The following is a 23962-nucleotide window of genomic DNA, read 5'->3' on the forward strand; positions in this document are numbered from 1 at the left end:
GATGACGTGCCTCTACCGCCGCGCAGGCGGCCCTGCCCCGCTGCCACGACTGTGCGCGTTGGCGCTGGCCCTGCTGCTGGCCGGCTGCGCCGGCCTGCGCACGCCCTACACCCCACCGGCGGCCCAGCTGCCTGCCCAGTGGCAGGCGCCGCGCGAGGCGCCGGCCGCGATATCGCCCGAGGCCTGGTGGCAAGCCTTCGGCGACCCCCGGCTCGACGCGCTGGTGCAGCAGGTGCTGGCCCGCAACACCCAGCTGGCCGCCGCCAGCCTGCGCCTGCAGCGGGCCCGACTGCAGGCCGGCCTGGCAGCCGAGGCGCAGCGGCCCGCGTTCGGCGCCGGCGCCTCCGCCTCGGCCAACCGGCCCCTGGAGGGCGGCAGCACCACCCGCAACCATGCCGTGACGCTGAGCGCGAGCTACGAGGCCGACCTGTGGGGCCGCCTGGCGCGCCAGCGCGACGCCGCCGAGTGGGAGGCGCATGCCACCGAGCAGGACCGGCACAGCACCTCGCTCTCTCTGGCCGCCACCACCGCCACGCTGTACTGGCAGCTGGCCTGGCTGAACCAGCGCATCGCCCTCAGCCAGGACAGCATGGCCTATGCGAGCCGCACCCTGGAGCTGGTGCGCCGGCAGAAGGCCGCGGGCGCCGTGTCGGGGCTGGAAACGCTGCAGGCGGAACAGTCGCTGGCCAGCCAGGAGGCGGCCCACACCGCCCTGCTGCAGCAGCGCACCGAGACACGCCATGCACTGGCCCTGCTGCTCGACGGCCCGCCGCAAGCCGCCTCGCCGGACCATGAGCGCGACCGATTGCCGGAGCAGCCCCTGCCCCCCGTGGACGCCGGCCTGCCGGCCGAGCTGCTGGCCCGCCGTCCCGACCTGCGCGCCGCCGAGCTGCGCTTGCGCAGCACCCTCGCCCAGGTGGACGTGGCCCGTGCCAGCTTCTATCCCGAGCTGAGCCTGACCGGCGCGCTGGGTGGCAGCAGCCGCTCGCTGGGCCAGCTGCTGAGCCACCCGGTGGGCAGCCTGGGGCTGGACCTGAGCCTGCCCTTCCTGCACTGGAACGAACTGCAGCTGCAGCTGAAGGTCTCGCGCAACACCTTCGACGAAGCGGTGCTCGGCTTTCGCCAGTCGCTGTACCAGGCGCTGGCCGATGTGGAGAACGCGCTGTCGGCGCGCAGCCAGCTGGAAGCCCAGGGAGCAAAGCTCCAGCAGGCACTGGACGCCTCGCGCCAGGCCGAGCGCCTCTACGAAAGCCGCTGGCGTGCCGGTGCCGAGCCGCTGCGCGCCTGGCTCGACGCGCAGGAGAAACGCCGCCAGGCCGAGCTGGCGCTGGCGCAGAACCGGCTGGACCGGCTCAGCACGCATGTGGCCCTGGTGCAGGCCCTGGGCGGCGAGCCGCGGGCCGCGGCGGCGCCCGCCCACTGAGGCGGCCGGCGGCTGCCGGGGCGCCCGCTAGCGCAGCGGCGCACCGGCCTCGAACCAGCGGCCCAGCAGGGCCCGCTCGTCCTCGGTGATGCCGGTGGCATTGTTCAGCGGCATGGTGCGGGCCACCACCGCCTGCTGGTAGAGCGCCGGCGCATGCCGGCCGATCAGCTCGGGCGTGTGCAGGCCGATGTTCTTGCTTTGCAGCTGGGCGTTGTGGCAGGGCAGGCAGCGCTGCTCGATGACGGCCCGCACCTGCTCGAAGCGCACCGGCGGCGCATCGGCCGCCACCGGCTGGCGCGATGCCGGCGGCGCGATCCATGCCGCCACCCCGGCCAGCAGCAGCACGCCGGCCACCGCGTATTCCCAGGGCGCACGCCGGCCCTCGACACCCGCCCGGTGCCGGGCCACGAAGGCATGCCGGATCAGCGCGCCGGCCAGCATCAGCAACACCAGCACCAGCCAGTTGTGCGGGTGGCCGTAGGTGAAGCCGTAGTGGTTGCTGAGCATCGCAAACAGCACCGGCAGGGTGAAATAGGTGTTGTGCACGCTGCGCTGCTTGCCGCGCTTGCCGTGGAGGGGGTCGACCGGCTGTCCGGCCTTCATCTGCGCGATCACCTTGCGCTGGCCCGGGATGATCCAGAAGAACACGTTGGCGCTCATCGCGGTGGCCATCATGGCGCCCACCAGCAGGAAGGCGGCGCGGCCCGCGAACAGGCGGCAGGCCAGCCAGGCGGCCAGCACCACGGCCGCACACACCAGCACGCCCACCACCAGGTCGCCACGGCGCCGCTGGCCGAACGACCGGCAAAGGGCGTCGTACACCAGCCAGAACACCCCGAGGAAGGCCAGTGCCGTGGCCACCGCAGCCGCCGGCGGCCAGTCGTGCACGCTCTTGTCGACCAGGAAGGTGCCGGCGTTGAAGAGGTAGAGCACCGTGAAGAGGCCGAAGCCGGTCAGCCAGGTGGAATAGCTCTCCCAGTAGAACCAGTGCAGGCGTTCGGGCAACTGGGGCGGCGCGACCAGGTACTTCTGCGGGTGGTAGAAGCCGCCGCCATGCACGGCCCACAGCTCGCCGTCCACGCCCTTGGCCAGCAGGTCGGGGTCGGTCGGCCGTGTCAGGCTGCTGTCGAGGAAGACAAAGTAGAAGGACGAGCCCACCCACGCGATGGCCGTGATCACATGGACCCAGCGCAGCAGCAGGTTGGCCCAGTCGAGCAGGTAGGTGGTGTCCATGCCGAAGGTCCCGGTGGCCCAGAGGGCAGGTGCACCTCACCACGGCGGGCTCTGTGAGATGCAGGGGTCGCAAGCCGCCGGCGGCCGCAGCGCCAGGCTGCGAGGCGGCCGGCAGGCACCGCGGCGACCAGTGGTCAAAGTGTATACACCTCGACCCTGCGCCCGGCTTCAGCTGCCGCGATAGGTGGAATACGCCCAGGGCGTGGTCAGCAGCGGCACGTGGTAGTGCTGGGTGGCGTCGGCAATGCCGAAGTCCAGCGGCACCCGGTCGAAGAAGGGCGGCTCCGGCAGCGTCACGCCCTGCCCCTGGAAGTAGGCCGCCACTTCGAACACCAGGCGATAGCGGCCCGCGGTGAAGTCGGGTCCCTGCAGCAGGGGTCCGCCGGCGCGGCCGTCGGCGTCGAGCTGCAACCGGCGCAGTTCCACCGCGGTGTCGCCCTCCACCCTCAGCAGGGTCACCGCCATGCCGGCGGCTGGCCGGCCGTTCATCGTGTCAAGCACATGTGTGGTGAGTTGGCCCATGTCGATGGCTTTCCCTTCGTACAGAAAGTGTATACAGTTTACCCATGGATGCGCTGCCGGAGCAGCGCCGTCGTTCGCCTGACCGGCTGCTGCCGGCCTCTTTGCATGCCCCCTGCCCCATCCAAATCCCCCCGACCCGCCGCCGGCAAGAAGCGCACCGCCCCACAAGCCGGCAGTGCGGCAAACGCACGCCTGGAGCCCGGTGGCGCCGGTCAGGCACAGAACACCACCCAGCGCATCGTCGAATCCATCACCGCCGCCATCGTCGAGCGGCGCCTGATGCCCGGCACCAAGCTGGCCGAGCAGAAGATCGCCGACATCTTCAAGGTCTCGCGTACGCTGGTGCGGCAGGCGCTGAACCAGCTCAGCCGCGACCGGTTGGTGACGCTGGAGCCGGCCCGCGGCGCCTTCGTCGCCCAGCCGAGCGTGGCCGAGGCGCGCCAGGTGTTCGAGGTGCGCAAGCTGCTGGAGGCCGGCATGGTGCGGCGCCTGGTGGCCGAGATCACCCCGGCCCAGGTGGCCGAGCTGCGCGAGCACCTGCGGCGCGAGCAGGCGGCGGTGCAGCGCACCGACGTGTCCGGCCGCACCCGGCTGCTGGCCGACTTCCACGTGGTGCTGGCCCGGCAGCTGGGCAACGAGGTGCTGGCCGAGATGCTGCAGGACCTGGTGTCGCGCAGCTCGCTGATTTCGCTGATGTACCAGTCGTCCCATTCGGCCGAGCACTCCTTCGAGGAGCATGTGGCCATCGTCGACGCACTGGAGCGCCGCGATGCGCGCGCCGCCGTGCGCGTGCTCGAAGACCACCTGCACAACGTCGAGCGCAACCTGCGGCTGGACCCGCGCGTGCCCGACCTCGAAGCCGCCTTGATGCCCCAGGACTGAAGACGATGACCTCACCCACCCCCCGCTACCCGCGCGACCTGATCGGCTACGGCGAGCACCCTCCGCATGCGCAATGGCCCGGCCAGGCCCGCATCGCGGTGCAGTTCGTGCTCAACTACGAGGAAGGCGGCGAGAACTCGGTGCTGCACGGCGACGCCGGCAGCGAGCAGTTCCTCTCCGAGATGTTCAACCCGCCGGCCTTCCCGGCGCGCCACCTGAGCATGGAGTCGATCTACGAGTACGGCTCCCGGGCGGGCGTCTGGCGCATCCTGCGCGAGTTCGAGAAGCGCGCGCTGCCGATGACGGTGTTCGGCGTCTCGATGGCGCTGCAACGCCATCCCGAGCTGACCCAGGCCATCGTCGAGCTGCGCCACGAGATCGCCTGCCACGGCTGGCGCTGGATCCACTACCAGACTGCCGACGAGGCGCTCGAGCGCGAGCACCTGCGCCGCGGCATGGAGATCATCGAGCAGCTCACCGGCGAGCGGCCGCTGGGCTGGTACACCGGCCGCGACAGCCCCAACACCCGCCGCCTGGTGGCCGACCACGGCGGCTTCGCCTACGACAGCGACTACTACGGTGACGACCTGCCGCTGTGGATGCAGGTGCGCAAGAGCGACGGCAGCCTGGCGCCCCACCTGGTGGTGCCCTACACGCTGGACGTCAACGACATGCGCTTCGCGCTGCCACAGGGCTACGCCCATGGCGAGGACTTCTACACCTACTTGCGCGACACCTTCGACGTGCTGTATGCCGAAGGCGACGAAGCGCCCAAGATGATGTCGGTCGGCATGCACTGCCGGCTGCTGGGGCGGCCCGGACGCTTCAAGGCCTTGCTGAAGTTCCTCGACCACATCGAGTCGCACGACCGGGTCTGGATCACGCGGCGCATCGACATCGCCCGCCACTGGCAGCAGGTGCATCCCTTCGATGCGGCCACCGCCTTCGTCTGGGAATGAAGCCATGCTGACCCTGGACCGACTCAACACCGCCGGCGCGGCCGAGTTCACCACGCTGCTGGAGGGCATCTACGAACATTCGCCCTGGGTGGCCGAGGCGGCCTGGGCGCGCCGGCCCTTCCGCACGCTGCCCCAGCTGAAGCGGGCACTGGTGGAAGCCGTGCGCGAGGCCGGCCGGGAGCCGCAGCTCGCGCTGATCCGCGCCCACCCCGAGCTGGCCGGCAAGGCCGCCGTCGCCGGCGAGCTGACCGCCGAGTCGAGCCAGGAGCAGGCCAAGGCCGGGCTGACCCATTGCACCCGCGAGGAGTTCGAGACGCTGCAGCGTCTCAACGCCGACTACAACCGGCGCTTCGGCTGGCCCTTCATCCTGGCGGTGCGGGGCCCGCGCGGCAGCGGGCTGACGCGGCAGCAGATCATCGAGACCTTCGCTCGCCGTCTGGCCGGCCAGCCGGACTTCGAGTTCGCCGAATGCCTGCGCAACATCCACCGCATTGCGGAGCTGCGCCTGAACGAGCGCTTTGGCCAGCTGCCGGGCCTCGGCGAGCAGGTGTGGGACTGGGCCGAGCAGCTCGCGGTGCACAGCGATGCAGGAGCTGCCGATGCTCGGCAGCTCACCGTGACCTACCTGACCAAGGCCCATCGCGCGTGCGCCGCACAGCTGCAGGCTTGGATGCGGGACTGCGGCTTCGATGACGTGGCGATCGACGCGGTCGGCAACGTGGTCGGCCGCTATCACGGCCGCCAGCCGGGCGCCCGCGCCCTGCTGACCGGCTCGCACTACGACACGGTGCGGCGGGCCGGCAAGTACGACGGCCGCCTGGGCATCCTGGTGCCGATGGCTTGTGTTGCCGCACTGCACCGCAGTGGGCGGCGCCTGCCGTTCGGCATCGAGGTGGTGGGCTTTGCCGAAGAAGAGGGCCAGCGCTACAAGGCGGCCTTCCTGGCGTCTTCGGCGCTGATCGGCCGCTTCGACGCCGCCTGGCTGGAACAGGCCGATGCCGACGGCGTGACGATGCGCGAGGCGATGCGCCAGGCGGGGCTCGACCCGGCCGGCATTCCGGCGCTGGCACGCCGGCCGCACGACTACCTCGGCTTTGTCGAAGTGCACATCGAGCAGGGTCCGGTGCTCGAGGAGCTGGACCTGCCGCTGGGTGTGGTCAGCTCCATCAACGGCAGCGTGCGCCTGCTGTGCGAGGTCACCGGCGTCGCCAGCCATGCCGGCACCACACCGATGGGCCGGCGTCGCGATGCGGCCGTGGCGGTGGCCGAGCTGGCGCTGTATGTGGAGCGCCGCGCCGCGGCCGACGGCGATTCGGTGGGCACCATCGGCATGCTGGAGGTGCCGGCCGGCTCGATGAACGTGGTGCCGGGGCGCTGCCGGTTCAGCCTCGACCTGCGCGCACCGAACGACCCCCAGCGCGACCGCCTGGCGGCGGACGTGCTGGCCGAGCTGGCCGCCATCTGCCACCGCCGTGGCCTTTCCTGGCAGGCCGAGGAAACCATGCGCGCCGCCGCGGCGCCCAGCGATGCGGCCTGGCAGGCGCGCTGGTCGCGCGCCGTCACTGCGCTGGGCCTGCCGGTGCACCCGCTGCCGAGCGGGGCCGGGCACGACGCGATGGTGCTGCACGAGGTGATGCCGCAGGCCATGCTGTTTGTGCGCGGCGGCAACGGCGGCATCAGCCACAACCCGCTGGAGACCATCACCAGCGACGACGCGCAGCTCTGCGTGTCGGCCTTCCAGCAGCTGCTGGAGCAACTGGAGCAGGAGTTCCATGAGCGACCATGAACGCATCGATGCCTGGATCGATGCGCACTTCGACGAACAGGTGCGCTTCCTGCAGGAAGTGGTGCGCGTGCCCACCGACACCCCGCCGGGCAACAATGCACCGCATGCCGAGCGCACGGCCGAGCTGCTGGGCCGCTTCGGCTTCGAGGCCGAGCGCCACGCGGTGCCGCAGGCCGAGGTGGAAGCTGCTGGGCTGGCCTCCATCACCAACCTCATCGTGCGGCGCCGCTACAGCGAAGGCCGCACCATCGCGCTCAACGCGCATGGCGACGTGGTGCCCCCCGGCGAGGGCTGGACGCACGATCCCTATGGCGGCGAGATCGTCGACGGCCGGCTCTACGGCCGGGCCGCCGCCGTCAGCAAGAGCGACTTCGCCACCTACACGTTCGCGGTGCGTGCGCTGGAGTCGCTCGGCCGCCCGTTGAAGGGCAGCGTGGAGCTGCATTTCACCTATGACGAGGAGTTCGGCGGCGAGCTGGGCCCGGGCTGGCTGCTGGCCCAGGGGCTGACACGGCCGGACCTGCTGATCGCCGCCGGCTTCAGCTACGAGGTGGTGACGGCCCACAACGGCTGCCTGCAGATGGAGGTGGCGGTGCACGGCAGGATGGCGCATGCGGCCATCCCGCACACCGGCATCGATGCGCTGCAGGGCGCCGTCACGCTGCTGCAGGCGCTGTATGCCTGCAACGAGCGCTATGCCCGGACCTGCTCGGCCGTGCCCGGCATCCGCCACCCCTACCTCAATGTCGGCCGCATCGAAGGCGGCACCAACACCAACGTCGTGCCGGGCAAGGTCGTCTTCAAGCTCGACCGCCGCATGATCCCCGAGGAAGACCCGGTGGCGGTCGAGGCCGAGCTGCGCCACGTCATCACCGAGGCGGCGGCCGGCGTGCCAGGCATCACGGTGGAGATACGCCGGCTGCTGCTGGCACGCGCGCTGCAACCGCTGCCGGGCAACGCACCCCTGGTAGAGGCACTGCAGCGCCACGGCGAAGCGGTGATCGGCGAGCCCATTCCCACCATGGGCAGCCCGCTCTACACCGACGTGCGGCTCTACTGCGAGCGCGGCATCCCGGCCGTCATCTATGGCGCCGGCCCGCGCACGGTGCTGGAGTCGCAGGCCAAGCGGGCCGACGAGCACCTGGTGCTGGCCGACCTGAAGCGCGCCACCCGGGTGGTGGCGCGGGCGCTGCTCGACCTGTTGAGCTGAGCTGCGGGGGCTGCCACCCCCGGGATCGCCCGCCCCCGACGGTCGCTGGCCCGGGGGTATGCTGGCTTGTCATGAAGCCGGATGAAAGGCGCCCGTGATGGCACGGTCCCCTCGCACCCTGTTGCCGGCCCTTGTGCTGGCAGCCCTCGCCTGGCCCGCCCCCGCGGCGCGGGCGCAGGAATCGGTGGGCATCGACATCGCCAACGCCCCTTTCATGTACCAGCGTGACGGCGAAGCGGCCGGCCTCTACCCGGCACTGCTGCGCGCCGCCTTCGCCAGGATGGGCCAGCCGCTGACCCTGCAGGCGCTGCCCTGGGGGCGGGTGGTGGCCGCGCTGGAGACCGGCCGGGCCGGTGCCGCCGGCATGTACAAGACCACCGAGCGGCTGCGCCGCTTCGATTTCAGCGAGCCGCTGTTTGTCGAGCAGCTCTACGTATATGCCCCGGCGGCGCGGGCGGCCGGCATCCGCTCGGTGAGCGACCTCAAGGGCCTGCGCATCGGCGTGCTGCGCGGCTGGAACTATGGCGATGCCTTCGACACCGCGCTGCGTGCCGGCGAGCTGCATGCGGAGCCGGCCGCCAGCGACGTCTACAACTTCCGCAAGCTCAGCGCCGGTCGGCTGGATGCGGTGCTGGCGGTGGAACAGTCGGGCTCCGCGCAGCTGCGCTCCGGCGCCTTCCCCGGGGTGGCGCCGACCGCGGCGCCCCTGCTGGCCCTGCCGGCCCACCTGGTGTTCCTGAAGAACACCGGCAGGCAGGCCTTGCTGCGGCGCTTCAACCTGGCGCTGCAGGAGCTGAAAGCCTCAGGCGACTACCGCCGCATGGTCGACGACGCGCTGGCCGAGAGCCGCCGCCTGGGCCGCGCGGCGGGCCCGGCTGCGGACACGGCCGCGCCCCCCGCGGCGCGCGACACGCCGAGGATCCGGCATGCGGCTGCGTCTGCAGCCCCGCAGGCCGGTGATGTCAGGAGGCCGCGGGCGGTGCTTTCCGACGCGGCCAGCGCAGCTCGCTGACCATCACGCTCAGCACGATCAAGGCCCCGCCGAGGACGCCCAGCACCCCGAGCCGCTCGCCTGCCAGCCGGCCGACAATGCCGGCCCAGACCGGCTCCATCGCATAGATCACGGTGGCCCGCGTGGCCGGCACGGTCTGCTGCGCCCAGTTCATCGCGAACTGGATGAAGGCGGTCGCGCAGGCCATGCTGCCGAGGCAGGCGAGCAGCCCGGGCGTCCACTGCGGCGCCGCCTCTGCGTTGAGCACTGCCACCGGCGCGCACAGCAGCGCGACGACCACCAGTTGCACGAACGCCAGCCGGGCCGGGTCCAGCCCCTTGGCATAGCGGCTGATGAGGATGATTTCGAAGGCAACCGCCGCGGCGCAACCCACCGTCAACGCATCGTGCAGGCCGAACTGCCAGTCCAGCCCCGCCGGGTTGGACAGCAGCACCGTGCCGACGAAGGCCAGCACCACCGCCAGCAGCGCCATCACGCGGGGCGGCCGGCGGTACAAGGCCCATTGCAGCAGCGGCACCATGGGCACGTACAGCGCGGTCAGGAAGGCCGACTTGCTGCTCGAGATGCCCTGCAGGCCGACCGTCTGCAGCGTGTAGCCGAAGAACGCCGAAATGCCCACCAGCGCACCGGCCTGCAGTTCCCGGCGGCTCAGTCCAGCGAGCTGCCCGCGCAGCGCCAGCGCCAGCAGCAAGGCGGCCGTGGCAAAGCGCAGCCCGACGAAGGTGTAGGGGCCGGCCCAGCTCAGGCCGATCTGCACCACCAGGAAGGTGGCGCCCCAGATCATCGTGATGAACAGCAGCACCGCTTCGCGGCGGCGGTTGGAGGTGGGGGGCGGCGAAGCCGTCAGTTCGGCAGAGGCAAGGACGGAACTCATGGGCGGCAGACAAGGTGGGCAGGTCGCCTCTGGCGAGGCGTGTGCAACATACTGCACACTTGAGCGCAGTATAGTGCGCAAATGAAAAGCAAGCCCACCCTGGTGCTGCAGCACGTGGCGACCAACCTGCGCGCCGCGCGGCTGGCTCGCGGGCTGAGCCAGGAAGCGCTCGCCACTGCCTCGGACGTCAGCCGCCGCATGCTGGTCAGCCTGGAAAATGGCGACACCAACGTCAGCCTGGTGACGCTGGACCGCATTGCGACCGCCCTCGGGCTGGCCTTCGCCGAACTGCTGCGCCCGCCCGGCAACAGCGCCGTCCGGGGCGAGCCGGTGCTCGCCTGGCGTGGCCGGCAAGCCGGCAGCCATGCCCTGCTGCTCGAGAGCCTGCGCCAGCCGCTCGGCATCGTGGAGTTGTGGGAGTTCCGCCTGGCCGCCGGCGACCGCTACGACGCCCAGCCCGACTCGCCCGGCTTCCACGAAATGCTCTACGTGGTGGACGGCTCGGTGTGTGTTCTCACTTCGTCCGGCTCCCGCGCGCTGGGTGCCGGGCAGTCCTGGCTGTTCGCCTCCGACCAAGCCTACGTCTACGAAAATTCAAGCGACGCACCCACCACATTTGTGAGAAATGTCATTGCCCCGCGGGGCTGAGACGCGGCTTCGAACGCGCTGTCATCGGCACTTCTCCTCCCTCTGGTTCAGGGGGGTGGTGGCGGCCCCCCGGCTGCGGGGGTGCCAACACCGTGACGGGGTACACGAAGTTACGATGCGGCCAAGGAGAACAAGAACCGCGGAGGAATCCGCCCCGGTGCTGTCGGCACGGGGCGGAGAGGGTCGGACCAGCAGGCAGGCGCCGCCGGCGACCCCAGGGACACAGCCGCGGTGGTGTGGTCAAGCATGCGGTCCAGCCCCACGAGATACATCGCCCAGGAATCGGCCATCGTCGGCAATGAGGCCACGCTGGCCTTCCTGTGGTCTCAGAACCTGCCTGGCGCGAGCCGGCCCTGGGCCGAGGACAAGCTGCAGCGCGGCTACCTGCGCAACCCGGCCGGCCATGGCACCTGCGTGCTGTTGCGGGAGGAAGCCAGTACCGAGGCGGTCGGCGTGCAGTGCCTGCACGAGCGGGTGTTCTGGCTGGGCGAGCGCTGCGTCAAGGCGGCCGGCCTGGCCGACTACGTGGTGGCCCAGGCGCACCGCTCGCTCGGGCCGGCACTGACCTTGATGCGCCGCTGCATCGACATCGGCCAGGCTCGCTTCGATTTCGTCTACGGCTTTCCGAACAGCAAGTCCGAAGCGGTCTGCACCCGCGTCGGCATGGTCAAGCTCGGCGGCGCCATGCGCTATGCCAAGCTGCTGCGCAGCGCGCCCGTGCTGGGGTCGCGTGTACCGGGGTGGTTGCTGCCCTGGCTGGCCAGGCCGGCCGACGCGCTCTTGTCGGCATGGGATGCACGGCGCTGGCGCCGCGAGGCGGCCCACCTCCAATGGCGCGAGGTCGACGCCGAGGACCCGGCGCTGGCCACGCTGTGGATGGGGCGCCGCACCGACCTGCTGCTGTCCGAGCGCTCGCCAGCAGTGCTGGGCTGGCGCTATCCGCGGCCGCAGTGGCGCCTTTCTTTGGCCAGTGATGCGGGCGGCCGCCCGGTGGGCTATGTGGCCTGGCGCCTGCAGGATGGCAGCGCGCTGATCAGCGACTTCTTCTGCGCCGACCCCGACCGCGACACCGTGGCACTGATGAGCGGTTTTTGCCGCGAAGCGGCTGCCGCCGGCGCCAGCGTGGTGCAGGTGGAGTTCTACGGGCGGCCGCAGGTGGCCGCGGCCCTGCTGGCGGCCGGCTTCCTGCAGCGCGAGTCACGCGCGCCGCTGTTCCTCAGCCGGCATGGCGACGCCGCGCAGGCCGATGCGGCCAGCTGGTACATCACCGCCTTCGACCGCGACGACGACTGAGCGCCGGCCATGTGCGGCATCGCAGGCATTCACTCGCCGGGGCAGCCCCCCGCGCGAGAACTGTTGCAGGCCATGATCGGCCGGCTGCGCCACCGCGGGCCGGACGGCAGCGGCGTGATGACCGACGGCCCGGTGGGCCTGGCACACGCCCGGCTCAGCATCGTCGACCCGGAGGGTGGCGCCCAGCCGCTGCACAACGAGGACGGCAGCATCTCGGTGGTCTTCAACGGCGAGATCTTCAACCACCCGGAGCTGCGGCGTGAACTGCAGGCCCGGGGCCACCGCTTCGCCACCCGCAGCGACACCGAGGTGCTGGTGCACCTCTACGAGGAGCACGGCGACGCCTTCGTCGAACGGCTCAACGGGCAGTTTGCGTTTGCCCTGTGGGACCGGCCGCGACAGCGGCTGCTGCTGGCACGCGACCGCACCGGCATCCGGCCGTTGTTCTACAGCTGGCAGGCCGGCAGGTTGAGCTTCGCGTCCGAGGTCAAGGCCTTGTTCGCCGACCACCGCCTGCCCCGCCGGCTGGACCGGCGCGCGCTGGGCGAGCTGTTCACCTGCTGGGCGCCGCTGGCGCCGCGCTCCCTGTTCGAAGGCGTGCAGTCGCTGGCGCCCGGGCACCTGCTGGTGGCCAGCGGCGCCACGCTGCAGGCGCGTCGGTACTGGGACTGGCGCTTCCCCGCTGCGCCGGTGCGCACCACCACCAGCGAAGCCGAGGCTGCCGAGGCGCTGCGCGAGCGGCTGGAGGAGGCGGTGCGCCTGCAGCTGCGCGCGGACGTCCCGGTGGGCGCCTATCTCAGTGGCGGGCTCGACTCTTCGATCATCGCCACCCTGGTGCGCCGCTGCAGCGATGCGCCGCTGAGCACCTTCTCGCTGACCTTCGACGATCCCGAGTTCGACGAGAGCGCCCACCAGCGGCTGCTGGCCGACCACCTTGGCAGCGAGCACCATGCGCTGCGCTGCCGCCCGGCCGACATTGCAGCCGCCTTCCCGCGCGCCATCCGGCACATCGAGTCGCCGGTGCTGCGGACCGCGCCGGTGCCGATGATGCTGCTGGCAGCGCAGGTGCGGCAGGCGGGCTACAAGGTGGTGCTCACCGGCGAAGGCGCCGACGAGGTGTTCGGCGGCTACGACCTGTTCAAGGAAGCCAGGGTGCGCCGCTTCATGGCACGCGCGCCCGGCTCGCGCTGGCGGCCCCGCCTGCTGGAGCGGCTCTACCCCTGGCTGGCCCATTCGCCGACCGGGCGCGCTGCGCTGGCCGGTGGCTTCTTCGCCGCCGGCGCCAGCGGCTCCAACCCGCGCTGCTTTGCCCATCAGCCGCGCTGGACCAGCACCCGGCGCAGCTGGCAGTTCTTCTCGCAGGACCTGCGCCACGCTCTGGCCGATTGCGACCCGCCGGCCACGGTGGCCGCCAGCCTGCCGGCGGACTTCGGCCGCTGGGAAGCGCTCGCGCAGGACCAGTACATCGAGGCGCACACGCTGCTGTCGGGCTACCTGCTGAGTGCACAGGGCGACCGGGTGGCGATGGCCGAGTCGATCGAGAGCCGCTTTCCCTTCCTGGACCACCGCCTGATCGAATTCGCCGCCGGGCTGCCGGCGCAATGGAAGCTGCGCGGGCTGGCCGAGAAACACCTGCTCAAGCAATCGGTGCGCGGCCTGCTGCCCGAGGCGTTGCGCCAGCGCAGCAAGCAACCCTACCGGGCGCCCGACAGCGCCTGCTTCTTCACGCAGGGCCGGCCGCTGGACTATGTGGCTGAACTGCTGTCGCCCGGGCGCCTGGCCGAAGCCGGCTACTTCGATGCCACGGCCGTCGGCAAGCTGGTGGAGAAATGCCGGGCCGGGCGGGCCAGCGGCTTTGCCGACAACATGGCCTTCGTCGGCGTGCTGTCCACCATGCTGCTGCATGAGCAGATGCTGGGCGGGGCCGGGTGAGCGACATGCTGCTGCACCACCCCTTCCAGGCCACCGCGCAACGCGTGCCGGACCGCTGCGCGCTGGTCTGCGGCGAGCGGCGCCACAGCTATGCCGAGGTGGAGCGGCTGGCCGCTGGCGTCGCCACGCAATTGCGCCAGGCCGGCGTCGCCCGCGGCGACCGCGTGCTGCTGATGATGGACAACAGCGTCGAGCTGGTGGCTGCGATCTACGGCGTGCTGAAGGCCGGCGCGGTCATGGTCCCGGTGCACGCGCTGACCCGGGCCGACAAGCTGGCGTGGCTGCTGCAGCACACCGAGGCGGTGGCCCTCCTCACGCAGGCCAGCCTGCACAGCGCCTTCCGGCCCGCGCTTTTGCGCAGCCCCGGCCTGCGGCTGTGCAGCGTGGCGGGCGGCGCGGTGCAGGGTGCCGAGCGGCCCTTCCCGCGCGGCGAGGCGCCCACGCTGGCGCCGGCCGATGCCGAGGGAGTGATCGACCAGGACCTGGCGGCGCTGCTGTACACCTCTGGCTCCACCGGGCGGCCCAAGGGCGTGATGCTGACCCACCTCAACATGCTGTCGGCCGCGCGCTCGGTGAGCGACTACCTGGGCCTGCAGGGCGAGGATGTCATCTTCAACGCCCTGCCGCTGAGCTTCGGCTATGGGCTCTACCAGGTGCTGATGGCCTTCGCGCTGGGCGCCACCGTGGTGCTGGAGCGCTCCTTCGCCTTCCCGCAGCGGGTGCTACAGACGCTGGCACGCGAGCGGGTCACCGTGTTCCCCGGCGTGCCGACGATGCATGCGCTGCTGCTCGCGCAGTCGGGCCTGGAGCGCCACGACCTCGGCGCGCTGCGCCTCATCACGAATGCCGCTGCGGCACTGCCGCTGGCCCATGTGCAGGCGCTGCAGCAGCGGCTGCCGCAGGCGCGCCTGTACTCCATGTACGGCCTGACCGAATGCAAGCGGGTCAGCTACCTGCCACCCGAGCAGCTGGCGCTGCGCCCGGGCAGCGTGGGCCGCGGCATGCCCAACCAGGAAATGTGGCTGGTGGACGAGGCCGGCCGGCGCCTGCCGCACGGCCACACCGGCGAACTGGTGGTGCGTGGCAGCCACGTGATGCGCGGCTACTGGCGCGACCCGGAGCAGACCGAGCTGCGCCTGCGCCACGGCCCCCTGCCGGGCGAGCGGGTGCTGCACACGGGCGACCTCTTCCGCACCGATGAGCAGGGCTACCTGTATTTCGTCGCGCGCAGCGACGACATCATCAAGAGCCGTGGCGAGAAGGTCAGCCCGCGCGAGGTGGAGGACGTGCTGTACGCGCTCGACGGCGTGTTCCAGGCCGCCGTGGTCGGCGTGCCGGACGCCACCCTGGGCCAGGCCGTGAAGGCCTTCGTGGTGCCGAGCCCCGGCCATCGGCTCGACGAGCGCGCGGTGCTGCGCCACTGCATGGACCATCTCGAGTCCTTCATGGTGCCCCGCTCGGTCTGCTTCGTGGACGCCCTGCCCCACACCGACACCGGCAAGATCACTCGCGCAGGACTGGCCTGAGCCACCCGGCCCGCCGACGCCCGCCGCCCTTTCCACCCACCGACCCACGACATCATGTCCAGCATCAAGCAGCAGGTTCGCGCCTACATCCTCGACAACCTCCTGATGGGCCACACCGGCGCCGTCTTGGGCGACGCCGACTCCTTCATCGAGCACCATGTGCTCGACTCCACCGGCTTCCTGGAACTCATCACGCACCTGGAGCAGTCCTTCGGCATCCGCATCGCCGACGAAGAGATGGTGCCCGAGAACCTCGACAGCCTGGACAACATCGAGGCCTTCGTGAGCCACAAGCTCACGCTGCACTGAGCCGCCCCAGCCATGAGCACCGCGACCCTGACCCCCGACGTACTGGCCCTGGACTGCGAGGCAGAGGCCAGCCGCATTGCCGGCTGGATGGTGGAGACCCTCGCGCAGCGCCTGCACCGGCGTGGCGTGGTGGTGGCGCTCTCCGGCGGCATCGACAGCTCGGTCTGCGCCGCGCTCGCGGTGCGGGCGCTCGGCGCCTCGCGGGTGTTCGGCCTGCTGCTGCCTGAGCAGGACTCCAGCAGCGACAGCACCGCCCGCGGCCGCGCGGTGGCCGAGCACCTGGGCGTGAGCTTCGCGCTGCAGGACATCGGCCCGGCCCTGGAAGCGCTGGGCTGCTACCGCCTTCGCGACGCCGCCATCCGTGCCGTCTTCCCGGCCTACGGCCCGGGCTGGCGGAACAAGATCGCCATCAGCGGCGGCAGCGCCGGGCGCATCAACTGCTTCACGCTCATCGTCGAATCGCCGGCCGGCGAACGGCAGCAGGCCCGCCTGCCGGTGCGCGAGTACCTGCAGATCGTGGCGGCCACCAACTACAAGCAACGGGTGCGCAAGACGGTGGAATACGGCCATGCCGACCGGCTGCACTATGCGGTCGTCGGCACGCCCAACCGGCTGGAATACGACCAGGGCTTTTTCGTCAAGAACGGCGATGGCGCGGCCGACCTCAAGCCCATCGCCCACCTGTACAAGAGCCAGGTCTATGCCATGGCCCGCCACCTGGGCCTGCCCGAGGCGGTGTGCAGCGCGCAGCCCACCACCGACACCTACAGCCTGCCGCAGGGCCAGGACGAGTTCTACTTCGCCTTGCCCTACCCGCAGATGGACCTGGCCCTGTGGGCGCACAACCACGGCCTGCCAGCCGCCGAGCTGGCCACGGCGCTGCATCTGCCGCTGGAGGCGGCCGGCCATGTGCTGCGCGACATCGAGGCCAAGCGCCGCGCCACCGCCTACCTGCATGCACGCGCGCACCTGGTGGAACCGGTGGCCGAGGTGACGGGCGGATAGCATCCGCCTGGCCGGGGGCGCTGCGACCGGTCGGCCCACCGCAAGGGGCCGGGCTGCGGCGAGCCGCGCGATCCGTGGCGGATGGGCAGGCCGGCGGCCGTGCGGCACGGCCCCATGCCGGCCCGCCCTTCCTACAATGGCGCATCCGCTGCTCCTGTCCCTCCATGACCCGCCTGATCGACATGCTGCGCACCTCCAGCTGGGGCCGCAACCTCAGCGCGGCCGAGTTCGCTCGGGTGGCGAGTGACGTGCGGGAGGTGAAGGTGCCGGCGGGCGGCTACATCGGCCGCACCGGCGAGCCGGCCGAGCACTGGATCGGCATCGTCGAGGGGCTGGCCAAGATGTCGGTCACCTCGCCGGAGGGCCGCACCGCGACCCTGGCCGGCGTGGTCGCCGGCGGCTGGTTCGGCGAGGGCTCGCTGCTGAAGCAGGAGCGGCGCCGCTACGACATCATCGCCATCCGCGACACGCGGGTGGCCCTGCTGCCACGCCACAGCTTCGAATGGCTGCGCGGCACCAGCCTGCCCTTCAACCATTTCCTGCTCAACCTGCTGAACGCCCGCCTGGGCCTGTTCATCGGCCTGCTCGAATACGACCGCCTGCTGGGCCCCGACGCCCGGCTGGCGCGCTGCCTGGCCAGCCTCTTCAATCCTGACCTGTATCCGGAGCCCGGACCGTATGTCGACCTGCTGCAGGTGGAAGTGGGCCTGCTGTCGGGCGTCTCCCGCCAGCGCGCCAACGTGGCGCTGCAGCGGCTGCAACAGGCCGGGCTGATCCGCATCGAGCACCGCGGCCTCACGGTGCTCGACCTCGACGGCCTGCGCCGCTTTGCCGGCGGTGGCTGATCTCCGTACTGTTCATCTACGAGACAGCCTGTCCACCGACCCGACCCGGCCCGGGACGCCCGCACCGCCCCTACACTGCCGCTTCCTCCTGACCGCACGGCCGCGAGCCGCAACGCCATGGGCTGGCACGGCCACCTGAAGCTCCATTACCGCCACGATGCCCCGCGCACGGTGGCCCATGACTGCCACGACGGGCCTTTGCGGGTGCTGGCCGCGCTCTACCCGGAAGGGCCGGCCGTGTGCCACCACGTGCTGGTGCACCCGCCGGGCGGCCTGGTCGGTGGCGATGTGCTCCGGGTCGAGCTGCAAGTGGATGAAGGCGCGCATGCCCTGCTCACCACGCCGGGCGCCACCCGCTTCTACCGCAGCGCCGGCCACCGGGCCGAGCAGCACGTGCAGGCCCGGGTGGCGGCCGGCGGCCGGCTCGAATGGCTGCCGCTGGAAACCATCGCGCATGCCGGCACCGTGGCGCTCAACCGGCAGTGCTTCGAGCTGGCGCCCGGCGCCCAGATGATCGGCTGGGACCTGCTGGCCCTGGGCCTGCCCGCCGCCGGCCAGGCCTTCGACCACGGCAGCATCGAGCAACACCTGGAGCTGCCCGGCCTGTGGCTGGAGCGCGCCCGCATCGACGCGGGCGAGCCCGGGTCGCGACGGCTGCTGCACAGCCCGCTGGGCTGGGACGGCCAGACCGCGCTGGCCACCCTGTGGTGCGCCAGCGGCACGCCGTGGAGCGCTACCGAACGCGAGGCCCTGCTCGCGGCTGCCCGCGAGGGCTGGCCGCACGACCGCCTGCCCCGCTTCGGCGCCACCTCGCCCGACGCGCAGGTGGTGGTGCTGCGTGCGCTGGCCTCGCGCGTCGAGCCGCTGTGGCTGGCGCTGCAAGGCGTGCGGGCGCGCTGGCGCCGGCAGCTCTGGCATGGCGGGGAGCTGCGCCCGCGCGTCTGGCGCACCTGAGCCGGACCGGCACCGGCCGGCGCACGTCGCCCGCGCCCCGGGTGGCCGGCTGGGGCCGTGGAATGCGCCACTGAGCGTCAGTGCTCGCACGCGCGGCGGGCCTGCTGTCAGGAATTTCCTGTGTCTCGCCGCGGCCGTGCCCGTCAAGTTCGTCATGCCGCAGCCGAAACCATGGCAGCCGGGCCAGCGCTGCATGGCAGGCGCGACTTCACAGCTTCCTTCAGGAGCCTCCTTGAAAGCCTTCGACAGCCTCCGCATCGGCACCCGCCTGCACCTCGCCTTCGGCCTCGTGCTGATCCTGCTGGCCGCCATCGCCGCCCTGGGTGTCAGCAGCATGGCTGCCATGAACGGCCGACTCGACGAGATCGTCGCCTTCAACAGCCAGAAGGCGCGCCTCGCGGGCAGCATGCGCACCGTCATCAACCGCGTGGCCACCGGCACGCGCACCCTGATCCTGGTCACCGACGACGCCGGCATGAAAGCCGAAGCCGCCCTGGTGGCGACGCTGCGCGCCGAATACGACGCGGCCGAGCAGAAGCTCGACGCACTGATCGCCGCCTCCGAGAACGGCGTGGAAGCCGAACGCACCCTGGTGGCCCGCATCAAGGAGCTGAAGACCATCGCGCGCCCGCTGACCAACCAGGTGATCGAGCTCGGCCTGGCCCAACGCAATGAGGAAGCGATCCGGCTGCTGCTGCAGCAGACGCAGCCGGCGCAGGTCACGTGGCTGAGAGCCCTGGCCGAGCTGGTGGACCTGGAGGACAAGCTGAACGACGAGGCCGCCACGGCCGCCCGCGAGGATTACCACCGCGCCCGCGCGGTGATGCTCGGCTTCTGCGCGCTGGCCCTGCTGATCGGCGCCGGCGCCGCCTTCCTGATCACCCGCAGCCTGGTGCAGCAGCTGGGTGGCGAGCCGGCCTACACCACCGCCGTGGTGCAGCGCATCGCCGAGGGCGACCTCAGCATGCCGATCGCCACCCGCGAAGGCGACACCACCAGCGTGCTGGCCGCCATGAAGCGCATGCAGCAGTCGCTGGTCGCCGTGGTGAGCGGCATCCGCACCAGCGCGGATTCGATCGCCACCGGCTCCTCCGAGATCGCCACCGGCAACCAGGACCTGTCGCAACGCACCGAGGAGCAGGCCTCCAGCCTGCAGCAGACAGCGGCTTCGATGGAGCAGCTCACCGGCACCGTGCACGCCAACGCCGAAACCACCCGCAAGGCTGCCGAGCTGGCCGGCGCCGCCAGCGACGCCGCCGCGCGCGGCGGCCAGGTGGTGGACCAGGTGGTGGGCACGATGGAGACCATCACCACGGCCAGCCGCAAGATCGGCGACATCATTGGCGTGATCGACGGCATTGCCTTCCAGACCAACATCCTGGCGCTGAACGCAGCGGTGGAAGCGGCGCGTGCCGGCGAGCAGGGCCGCGGCTTCGCGGTGGTGGCCGGCGAGGTGCGCACGCTGGCACAGCGCAGCGCGCAGGCGGCCAAGGAAATCAAGACGCTGATCAACGACAGCGTCGAGAAGGTCGAGCTGGGCAGCCAGCAGGTGGGCGACGCCGGCCGCACCATGGAGGACCTGGTGCGCCAGGTGCAGCATGTCAACGAACTGATCACCGAGATCGGCACCGCCACCCGGGAGCAAAGCTCCGGCATCGGCCAGGTGGGCACCGCGGTGAGCCAGCTCGACCAGGTGACGCAGCAGAACGCCGCGCTGGTGGAGCAATCGGCCGCCGCCGCCGACAGCCTGCGGCAGCAGGCCGGCCGGCTGGTGGACGCGGTGGCGCGCTTCAAGCTCGATCCCGCCCAGTTGCCGGCCGTGGCCGCGCCCCAGGCGCAACTCCGGGCCGCCGCCGGGACGGCCCGGCCCGCCAGCCAGCCGACCCCCTCGTCGTCGGCGAGCGGCATGGCCACCGCGGCGGCCCCCCGCCACGGCAAGGCCGCCCCCGCCGCGGCGCCTTCGGTCCCGCGCAGCCGGCCGGCGCTCGCCACCGCCAAGCCGCCGGCCCCTGCGCCCGTGGCGGCCAGCACGCCGGTGACGGACGACGACGACTGGTCCACCTTCTGAGCCAGGCCGGGGCGCAGCCCTTGGCATACAGCGGCGGGCTGCGGCCCGCCGCTGCGCATTCCGGCGTTGGCGAGCCGGCCGGCATCACGCCCGGGCGGACCGCGTCACCGGCCAACCTGCATGCCCACCCCTGTGCTGCGGGTCGGCAGCGCCGGCTCGTCCAACACGGCGCTGCTTGCTTCTGCACGGTGACCGGGCCGACACCCCGGATGTCGCTGCTGCCGCGGCAGGCCTCGGCCTTGGGCACAAGGTAGCCTTCCACCGGCTGACCGTCCCGGGCGCGGGTGCAGCGCACGGTCGCGGGTCCGCATCTTGCCTCGGAGTCGGTCGAACGCGGCGCGAGCCGCAATTGCAAACGCCTTGCCGACCGCCTGCCGCCATGGACCTCACCCCGCGCGAGAAAGACAAGCTCCTCATCTTCACCGCCGCGCTGCTGGCCGAGCGCCGCAAGGCGCGCGGCCTGAAGCTCAACCATCCAGAAGCGGTGGCCTTCATCACCGCGGCCATCCTCGAAGGCGCCCGCGACGGCAAGTCGGTGGCGCAGTTGATGAGCGAAGGCAAGACGGTGCTCAGCCGCTCGGAAGTGATGGAGGGCGTGCCCGAGATGATTCCCGACATCCAGGTGGAAGCCACCTTCCCGGACGGCACCAAGTTGGTGACCGTGCACCAGCCCATTGCGTGAGCCGCCCGCTCCCCATGCGACCTATCACGTTCACGGTGCAGGCAAGCGATTCACTTCGAGGACAGCCCTGATGAAACCCACCCCGCGCCTGACCGCCTGCCTGGCTGCCACCGGCTTCGGCCTGCTGTGCAGCGCCGCCCTCGCCCACGGCGGCGCAGACGCCGGCCTGCACCACCGCATGGCGGCCGATGCCTTCGTCGCCGGATTGACGCACCCCTGCACCGGCGGCGACCACCTGGCGGCGATGCTGGCCGTCGGCTTCTGGAGTGCCGACCGCATGCGCCGTCCCTGGCTCGCCCCGCTCGCCTTTGCGGCCCTCCTGCTGGCCGGCGCTGCCTACACGCTGCTGCAAGCCAGAACGATGCCGGCGGTGGAGCCGATGATCGCCGCGTCGCTGCTGGTCCTGGGCCTGCTGGTGGCCACCCGCGCGGCCCTGCCCGGCGCAGCAGCGGCGGCCGTGGCTGGCGGCTTCGCGCTGTTCCACGGAGCGGCCCACGGCACAGAGCTGGCCGGCCCGGGCGCCTGGTCCGCCCTGGGCGGGATGCTGCTGGCCACGCTGCTGCTGCACCTGGCCGGCATGGCGCTCGGCCGCTGGGCTCGTCACGGTGCGGCCTGGGCGGCTCCGCTGGCCGGCGCTGCCGTGGCGGCCTTCGGCACGGCATTGCTGCTGCCGATGGCCCTGAGCTGAGGGAGGCGCACGATGATTCCCGGAGAACTGTTCACCGACGACGGCGAGCTGCCTCTGAACCCCGGCCGCCGCACCATGACCCTGGTGGTGGAGAACAGCGGCGACCGGCCCATCCAGGTCGGCTCGCACTACCACTTCGCCGAAACCAATGCCGCACTGCGCTTCGACCGCGAGGCGGCGCGCGGCATGCGGCTCAACATCGCCTCGGGCACCGCGGTGCGCTTCGAGCCGGGGCAGCAACGCACCGTGGAGCTGGTCGACTACGCCGGCGCCCGGGTCGTGTACGGTTTTCACGGCGCGGTGCAGGGCCCCTTGTGAGCGCCCTGCCCGCCCCCGTCCGCGGCCAGCGCGCCGCGCCTTCCTGCCGGAGCTTCATCCGATGAGCAGCCTCCCGCGCCGCGCGTATGCCGAGATGTTCGGACCGACCGTGGGCGACCGCCTGCGCCTGGCCGACACCGACCTCATCATCGAGGTCGAACGCGACTTCACGCTGGCCGCCGGCGGCTATGGCGAAGAGGTGAAGTTCGGCGGCGGCAAGACCATCCGCGACGGCATGGGCCAGGGCCAGCGGCCCAACGGGCCCGGCCCGCACGATGCGGTGGACTGCGTGCTCACCAATGCGGTGATCCTGGACCACTGGGGCATCGTGAAGGCCGACATCGGCATCCGCGGCTCGCGCATCGCCGCGATCGGCAAGGCAGGCAACCCGGATGTGCAGCCCGGCGTGGACATCGTCATCGGACCCGGCACCGAGGTGATCGCGGCCGAAGGCATGATCGTCACGGCCGGCGGCATCGACAGCCACATTCACTGGATCTGCCCGCAGCAGATCGAGGAGGCGCTGAGTTCCGGCATCACCACCATGCTGGGCGGCGGCACCGGCCCGGCCACCGGCACCTTCGCCACCACCTGCACGCCCGGCCCCGCCAACCTCGAGCGCATGCTGCAGGCGGCCGATGCATTCCCGATGAACCTCGGCTTCTTCGGCAAGGGCAACGCCAGCCGGCCCGAGGCGCTGCGCCAGCAGGTCGATGCCGGCGCGATCGCACTGAAGCTGCACGAGGACTGGGGCACCACCCCGTCGGCCATCGACACCTGCCTCACAGTGGCCGAGGACTGCGACATCCAGGTCGCCATCCACACCGACACGCTCAACGAAAGCGGATTCGTCGAAGACACCGTGGCGGCCTTCCGGGGCCGCACCATCCACACCTTCCACACCGAGGGGGCCGGCGGCGGCCATGCGCCCGACATCCTGAAGGTGGTGGGCGAGGCGCACGTGCTGCCCAGCTCCACCAACCCGACCCGGCCCTACACCGTCAACACCATCGACGAGCACCTCGACATGCTCATGGTGTGCCACCACCTCGACGCCACCATTGCCGAGGACCTGGCCTTCGCCGAGAGCCGCATCCGCCGCGAGACCATCGCCGCCGAGGACATCCTGCACGACCTCGGCGCCATCAGCATGTTCTCCAGCGACTCGCAGGCCATGGGCCGGGTCGGCGAAGTGATCCTGCGCTGCTGGCAGACCGCCCACAAGATGAAGCAGCAGCGCGGCCCGCTGCCCGGCGACGGCGAACGCCACGACAACGCCCGCGTCAAGCGGTACGTGGCCAAGCTGGCGATCAACCCGGCCTTGACCCATGGCATCGCCCACGAGGTGGGCAGCATCGAATGCGGCAAGTGGGCCGACCTGGTGCTGTGGCGGCCGGCCTTCTTCGGCGTCAAGCCCTCGCTGGTCCTCAAGGGCGGGCTGATCGCCATGGCAGCGATGGGCGATCCCAATGCCTCCATTCCCACGCCGCAGCCGGTCCACTACCGGCCGATGTTCGGCAGCCACGGCGGCGCCCGCCACGCCACCTCCCTGACCTTCCTGAGCCAGCCCGCGCTGGCGGCCGGCGTGGCCGAACGCTACCGGCTGCGCAAGGCGGTGGCGGCCGTGCGGGGCTGCCGCGGGCTGCGCAAGGCACAGATGATCCACAATGGCTACACCCCGCAGATGCAGGTCGATGCGCAGACCTACGAGGTGCGCGCCGACGGCCTGCTGCTGAGCTGCGAGCCGGCCCGGGTGCTGCCAATGGCGCAGCGCTACTTCCTGTTCTGATGAC

At 71.5% G+C, this 23962-nt stretch carries 22 protein-coding genes; 19 read left to right on the forward strand and 3 right to left on the reverse strand.

Translation table 11 applies throughout. From position 1 onward, the window contains the following. Window position 1: 1 nt before the first annotated feature. A complete protein-coding gene (locus N7L95_RS09270; protein WP_301260109.1) occupies window positions 2-1423 on the forward strand; it encodes an efflux transporter outer membrane subunit in 1422 nt (473 codons plus the stop codon). Window positions 1424-1450: 27 nt separating this feature from the next. Here N7L95_RS09270 and N7L95_RS09275 read toward each other — a convergent pair whose 3' ends face one another. Continuing rightward, complete coding sequence (locus N7L95_RS09275) at window positions 1451-2656, reverse strand: urate hydroxylase PuuD (RefSeq protein WP_301259531.1); 1206 nt, start codon at window positions 2654-2656, stop codon at window positions 1451-1453. A gap of 168 nt (window positions 2657-2824) precedes the next feature. After that, the gene (gene uraH / locus N7L95_RS09280) at window positions 2825-3178 is read right to left on the reverse strand and encodes a hydroxyisourate hydrolase (RefSeq protein WP_301259532.1); all 354 of its coding nucleotides are present in this window, start codon (window positions 3176-3178) and stop codon (window positions 2825-2827) included. Window positions 3179-3283: 105 nt separating this feature from the next. Here uraH and N7L95_RS09285 point away from each other — a divergent pair, with 105 nt between their 5' ends. The 5 genes from N7L95_RS09285 (at window position 3284) to N7L95_RS09305 (ending at window position 9027) form a co-directional block, all read left to right on the forward strand. Next, complete coding sequence (locus tag N7L95_RS09285) at window positions 3284-4060, forward strand: GntR family transcriptional regulator (protein WP_301259533.1); 777 nt, start codon at window positions 3284-3286, stop codon at window positions 4058-4060. Between the two features lie 5 nt (window positions 4061-4065). Continuing rightward, window positions 4066-5019: an allantoinase PuuE gene (gene puuE, locus N7L95_RS09290; protein WP_301259534.1), complete on the forward strand. Its 954-nt coding sequence runs from the start codon at window positions 4066-4068 to the stop codon at window positions 5017-5019. A gap of 4 nt (window positions 5020-5023) precedes the next feature. After that, complete coding sequence (uraD, locus tag N7L95_RS09295; RefSeq protein WP_301259535.1) at window positions 5024-6805, forward strand: 2-oxo-4-hydroxy-4-carboxy-5-ureidoimidazoline decarboxylase; 1782 nt, start codon at window positions 5024-5026, stop codon at window positions 6803-6805. Further along, window positions 6792-8015: a M20 family metallopeptidase gene (locus tag N7L95_RS09300; protein ID WP_301259537.1), complete on the forward strand. Its 1224-nt coding sequence runs from the start codon at window positions 6792-6794 to the stop codon at window positions 8013-8015. Before uraD ends, N7L95_RS09300 begins: the two co-directional genes overlap by 14 nt. A 97-nt stretch (window positions 8016-8112) precedes the next feature. After that, a complete protein-coding gene (locus tag N7L95_RS09305) occupies window positions 8113-9027 on the forward strand; it encodes a substrate-binding periplasmic protein (protein ID WP_301259538.1) in 915 nt (304 codons plus the stop codon). Here N7L95_RS09305 and N7L95_RS09310 read toward each other — a convergent pair. After that, the gene (locus N7L95_RS09310) at window positions 8978-9901 is read right to left on the reverse strand and encodes a DMT family transporter (protein ID WP_301259539.1); all 924 of its coding nucleotides are present in this window, start codon (window positions 9899-9901) and stop codon (window positions 8978-8980) included. The genes N7L95_RS09305 and N7L95_RS09310 overlap by 50 nt on opposite strands. Window positions 9902-9982: 81 nt before the next feature. On the opposite strand from N7L95_RS09310, the gene N7L95_RS09315 reads away from it, so the two are divergent. The 13 genes from N7L95_RS09315 (at window position 9983) to ureC (ending at window position 23958) form a co-directional block, all read left to right on the forward strand. Then, on the forward strand, window positions 9983-10549 hold the full coding sequence (locus N7L95_RS09315; protein WP_301259540.1) for an XRE family transcriptional regulator: 567 nt from the start codon (window positions 9983-9985) through the stop codon (window positions 10547-10549). Between the two features lie 246 nt (window positions 10550-10795). Further along, window positions 10796-11842 (forward strand): hypothetical protein, encoded by a 1047-nt coding sequence (locus N7L95_RS09320; RefSeq protein ID WP_301259541.1) that lies wholly within the window; start codon window positions 10796-10798, stop codon window positions 11840-11842. A gap of 9 nt (window positions 11843-11851) precedes the next feature. Then, the gene (gene asnB / locus N7L95_RS09325; RefSeq protein ID WP_301259542.1) at window positions 11852-13774 is read left to right on the forward strand and encodes an asparagine synthase (glutamine-hydrolyzing); all 1923 of its coding nucleotides are present in this window, start codon (window positions 11852-11854) and stop codon (window positions 13772-13774) included. A 5-nt stretch (window positions 13775-13779) separates the two neighbouring features. Continuing rightward, window positions 13780-15300, forward strand: a complete 1521-nt coding sequence (locus N7L95_RS09330; protein ID WP_301259543.1) for a class I adenylate-forming enzyme family protein — start codon at window positions 13780-13782, stop codon at window positions 15298-15300. 54 nt (window positions 15301-15354) lie between these two features. Then, window positions 15355-15609, forward strand: a complete 255-nt coding sequence (locus tag N7L95_RS09335; RefSeq protein WP_301259544.1) for an acyl carrier protein — start codon at window positions 15355-15357, stop codon at window positions 15607-15609. A 12-nt stretch (window positions 15610-15621) separates the two neighbouring features. After that, on the forward strand, window positions 15622-16614 hold the full coding sequence (gene nadE / locus N7L95_RS09340) for an NAD(+) synthase (RefSeq protein ID WP_301259545.1): 993 nt from the start codon (window positions 15622-15624) through the stop codon (window positions 16612-16614). A 164-nt stretch (window positions 16615-16778) separates the two neighbouring features. Then, a complete protein-coding gene (locus N7L95_RS09345) occupies window positions 16779-17459 on the forward strand; it encodes a Crp/Fnr family transcriptional regulator (RefSeq protein WP_301259546.1) in 681 nt (226 codons plus the stop codon). A 117-nt stretch (window positions 17460-17576) separates the two neighbouring features. Beyond that, the gene (locus tag N7L95_RS09350) at window positions 17577-18413 is read left to right on the forward strand and encodes an urease accessory protein UreD (protein ID WP_301259547.1); all 837 of its coding nucleotides are present in this window, start codon (window positions 17577-17579) and stop codon (window positions 18411-18413) included. A gap of 232 nt (window positions 18414-18645) precedes the next feature. Further along, window positions 18646-20481, forward strand: a complete 1836-nt coding sequence (locus N7L95_RS09355; protein WP_363324866.1) for a methyl-accepting chemotaxis protein — start codon at window positions 18646-18648, stop codon at window positions 20479-20481. Window positions 20482-20860: 379 nt separating this feature from the next. Further along, on the forward strand, window positions 20861-21163 hold the full coding sequence (locus N7L95_RS09360; RefSeq protein ID WP_301259548.1) for an urease subunit gamma: 303 nt from the start codon (window positions 20861-20863) through the stop codon (window positions 21161-21163). Between the two features lie 70 nt (window positions 21164-21233). Beyond that, complete coding sequence (locus N7L95_RS09365) at window positions 21234-21851, forward strand: HupE/UreJ family protein (protein WP_301259549.1); 618 nt, start codon at window positions 21234-21236, stop codon at window positions 21849-21851. A gap of 12 nt (window positions 21852-21863) precedes the next feature. Further along, window positions 21864-22169: an urease subunit beta gene (locus N7L95_RS09370; RefSeq protein WP_301259550.1), complete on the forward strand. Its 306-nt coding sequence runs from the start codon at window positions 21864-21866 to the stop codon at window positions 22167-22169. Window positions 22170-22230: 61 nt separating this feature from the next. After that, window positions 22231-23958: an urease subunit alpha gene (ureC, locus tag N7L95_RS09375; protein WP_301259551.1), complete on the forward strand. Its 1728-nt coding sequence runs from the start codon at window positions 22231-22233 to the stop codon at window positions 23956-23958. Window positions 23959-23962 lie beyond the last annotated feature (4 nt).

This window comes from Eleftheria terrae, from assembly GCF_030419005.1.
GTDB lineage: Bacteria > Pseudomonadota > Gammaproteobacteria > Burkholderiales > Burkholderiaceae_C > Caldimonas > Caldimonas terrae.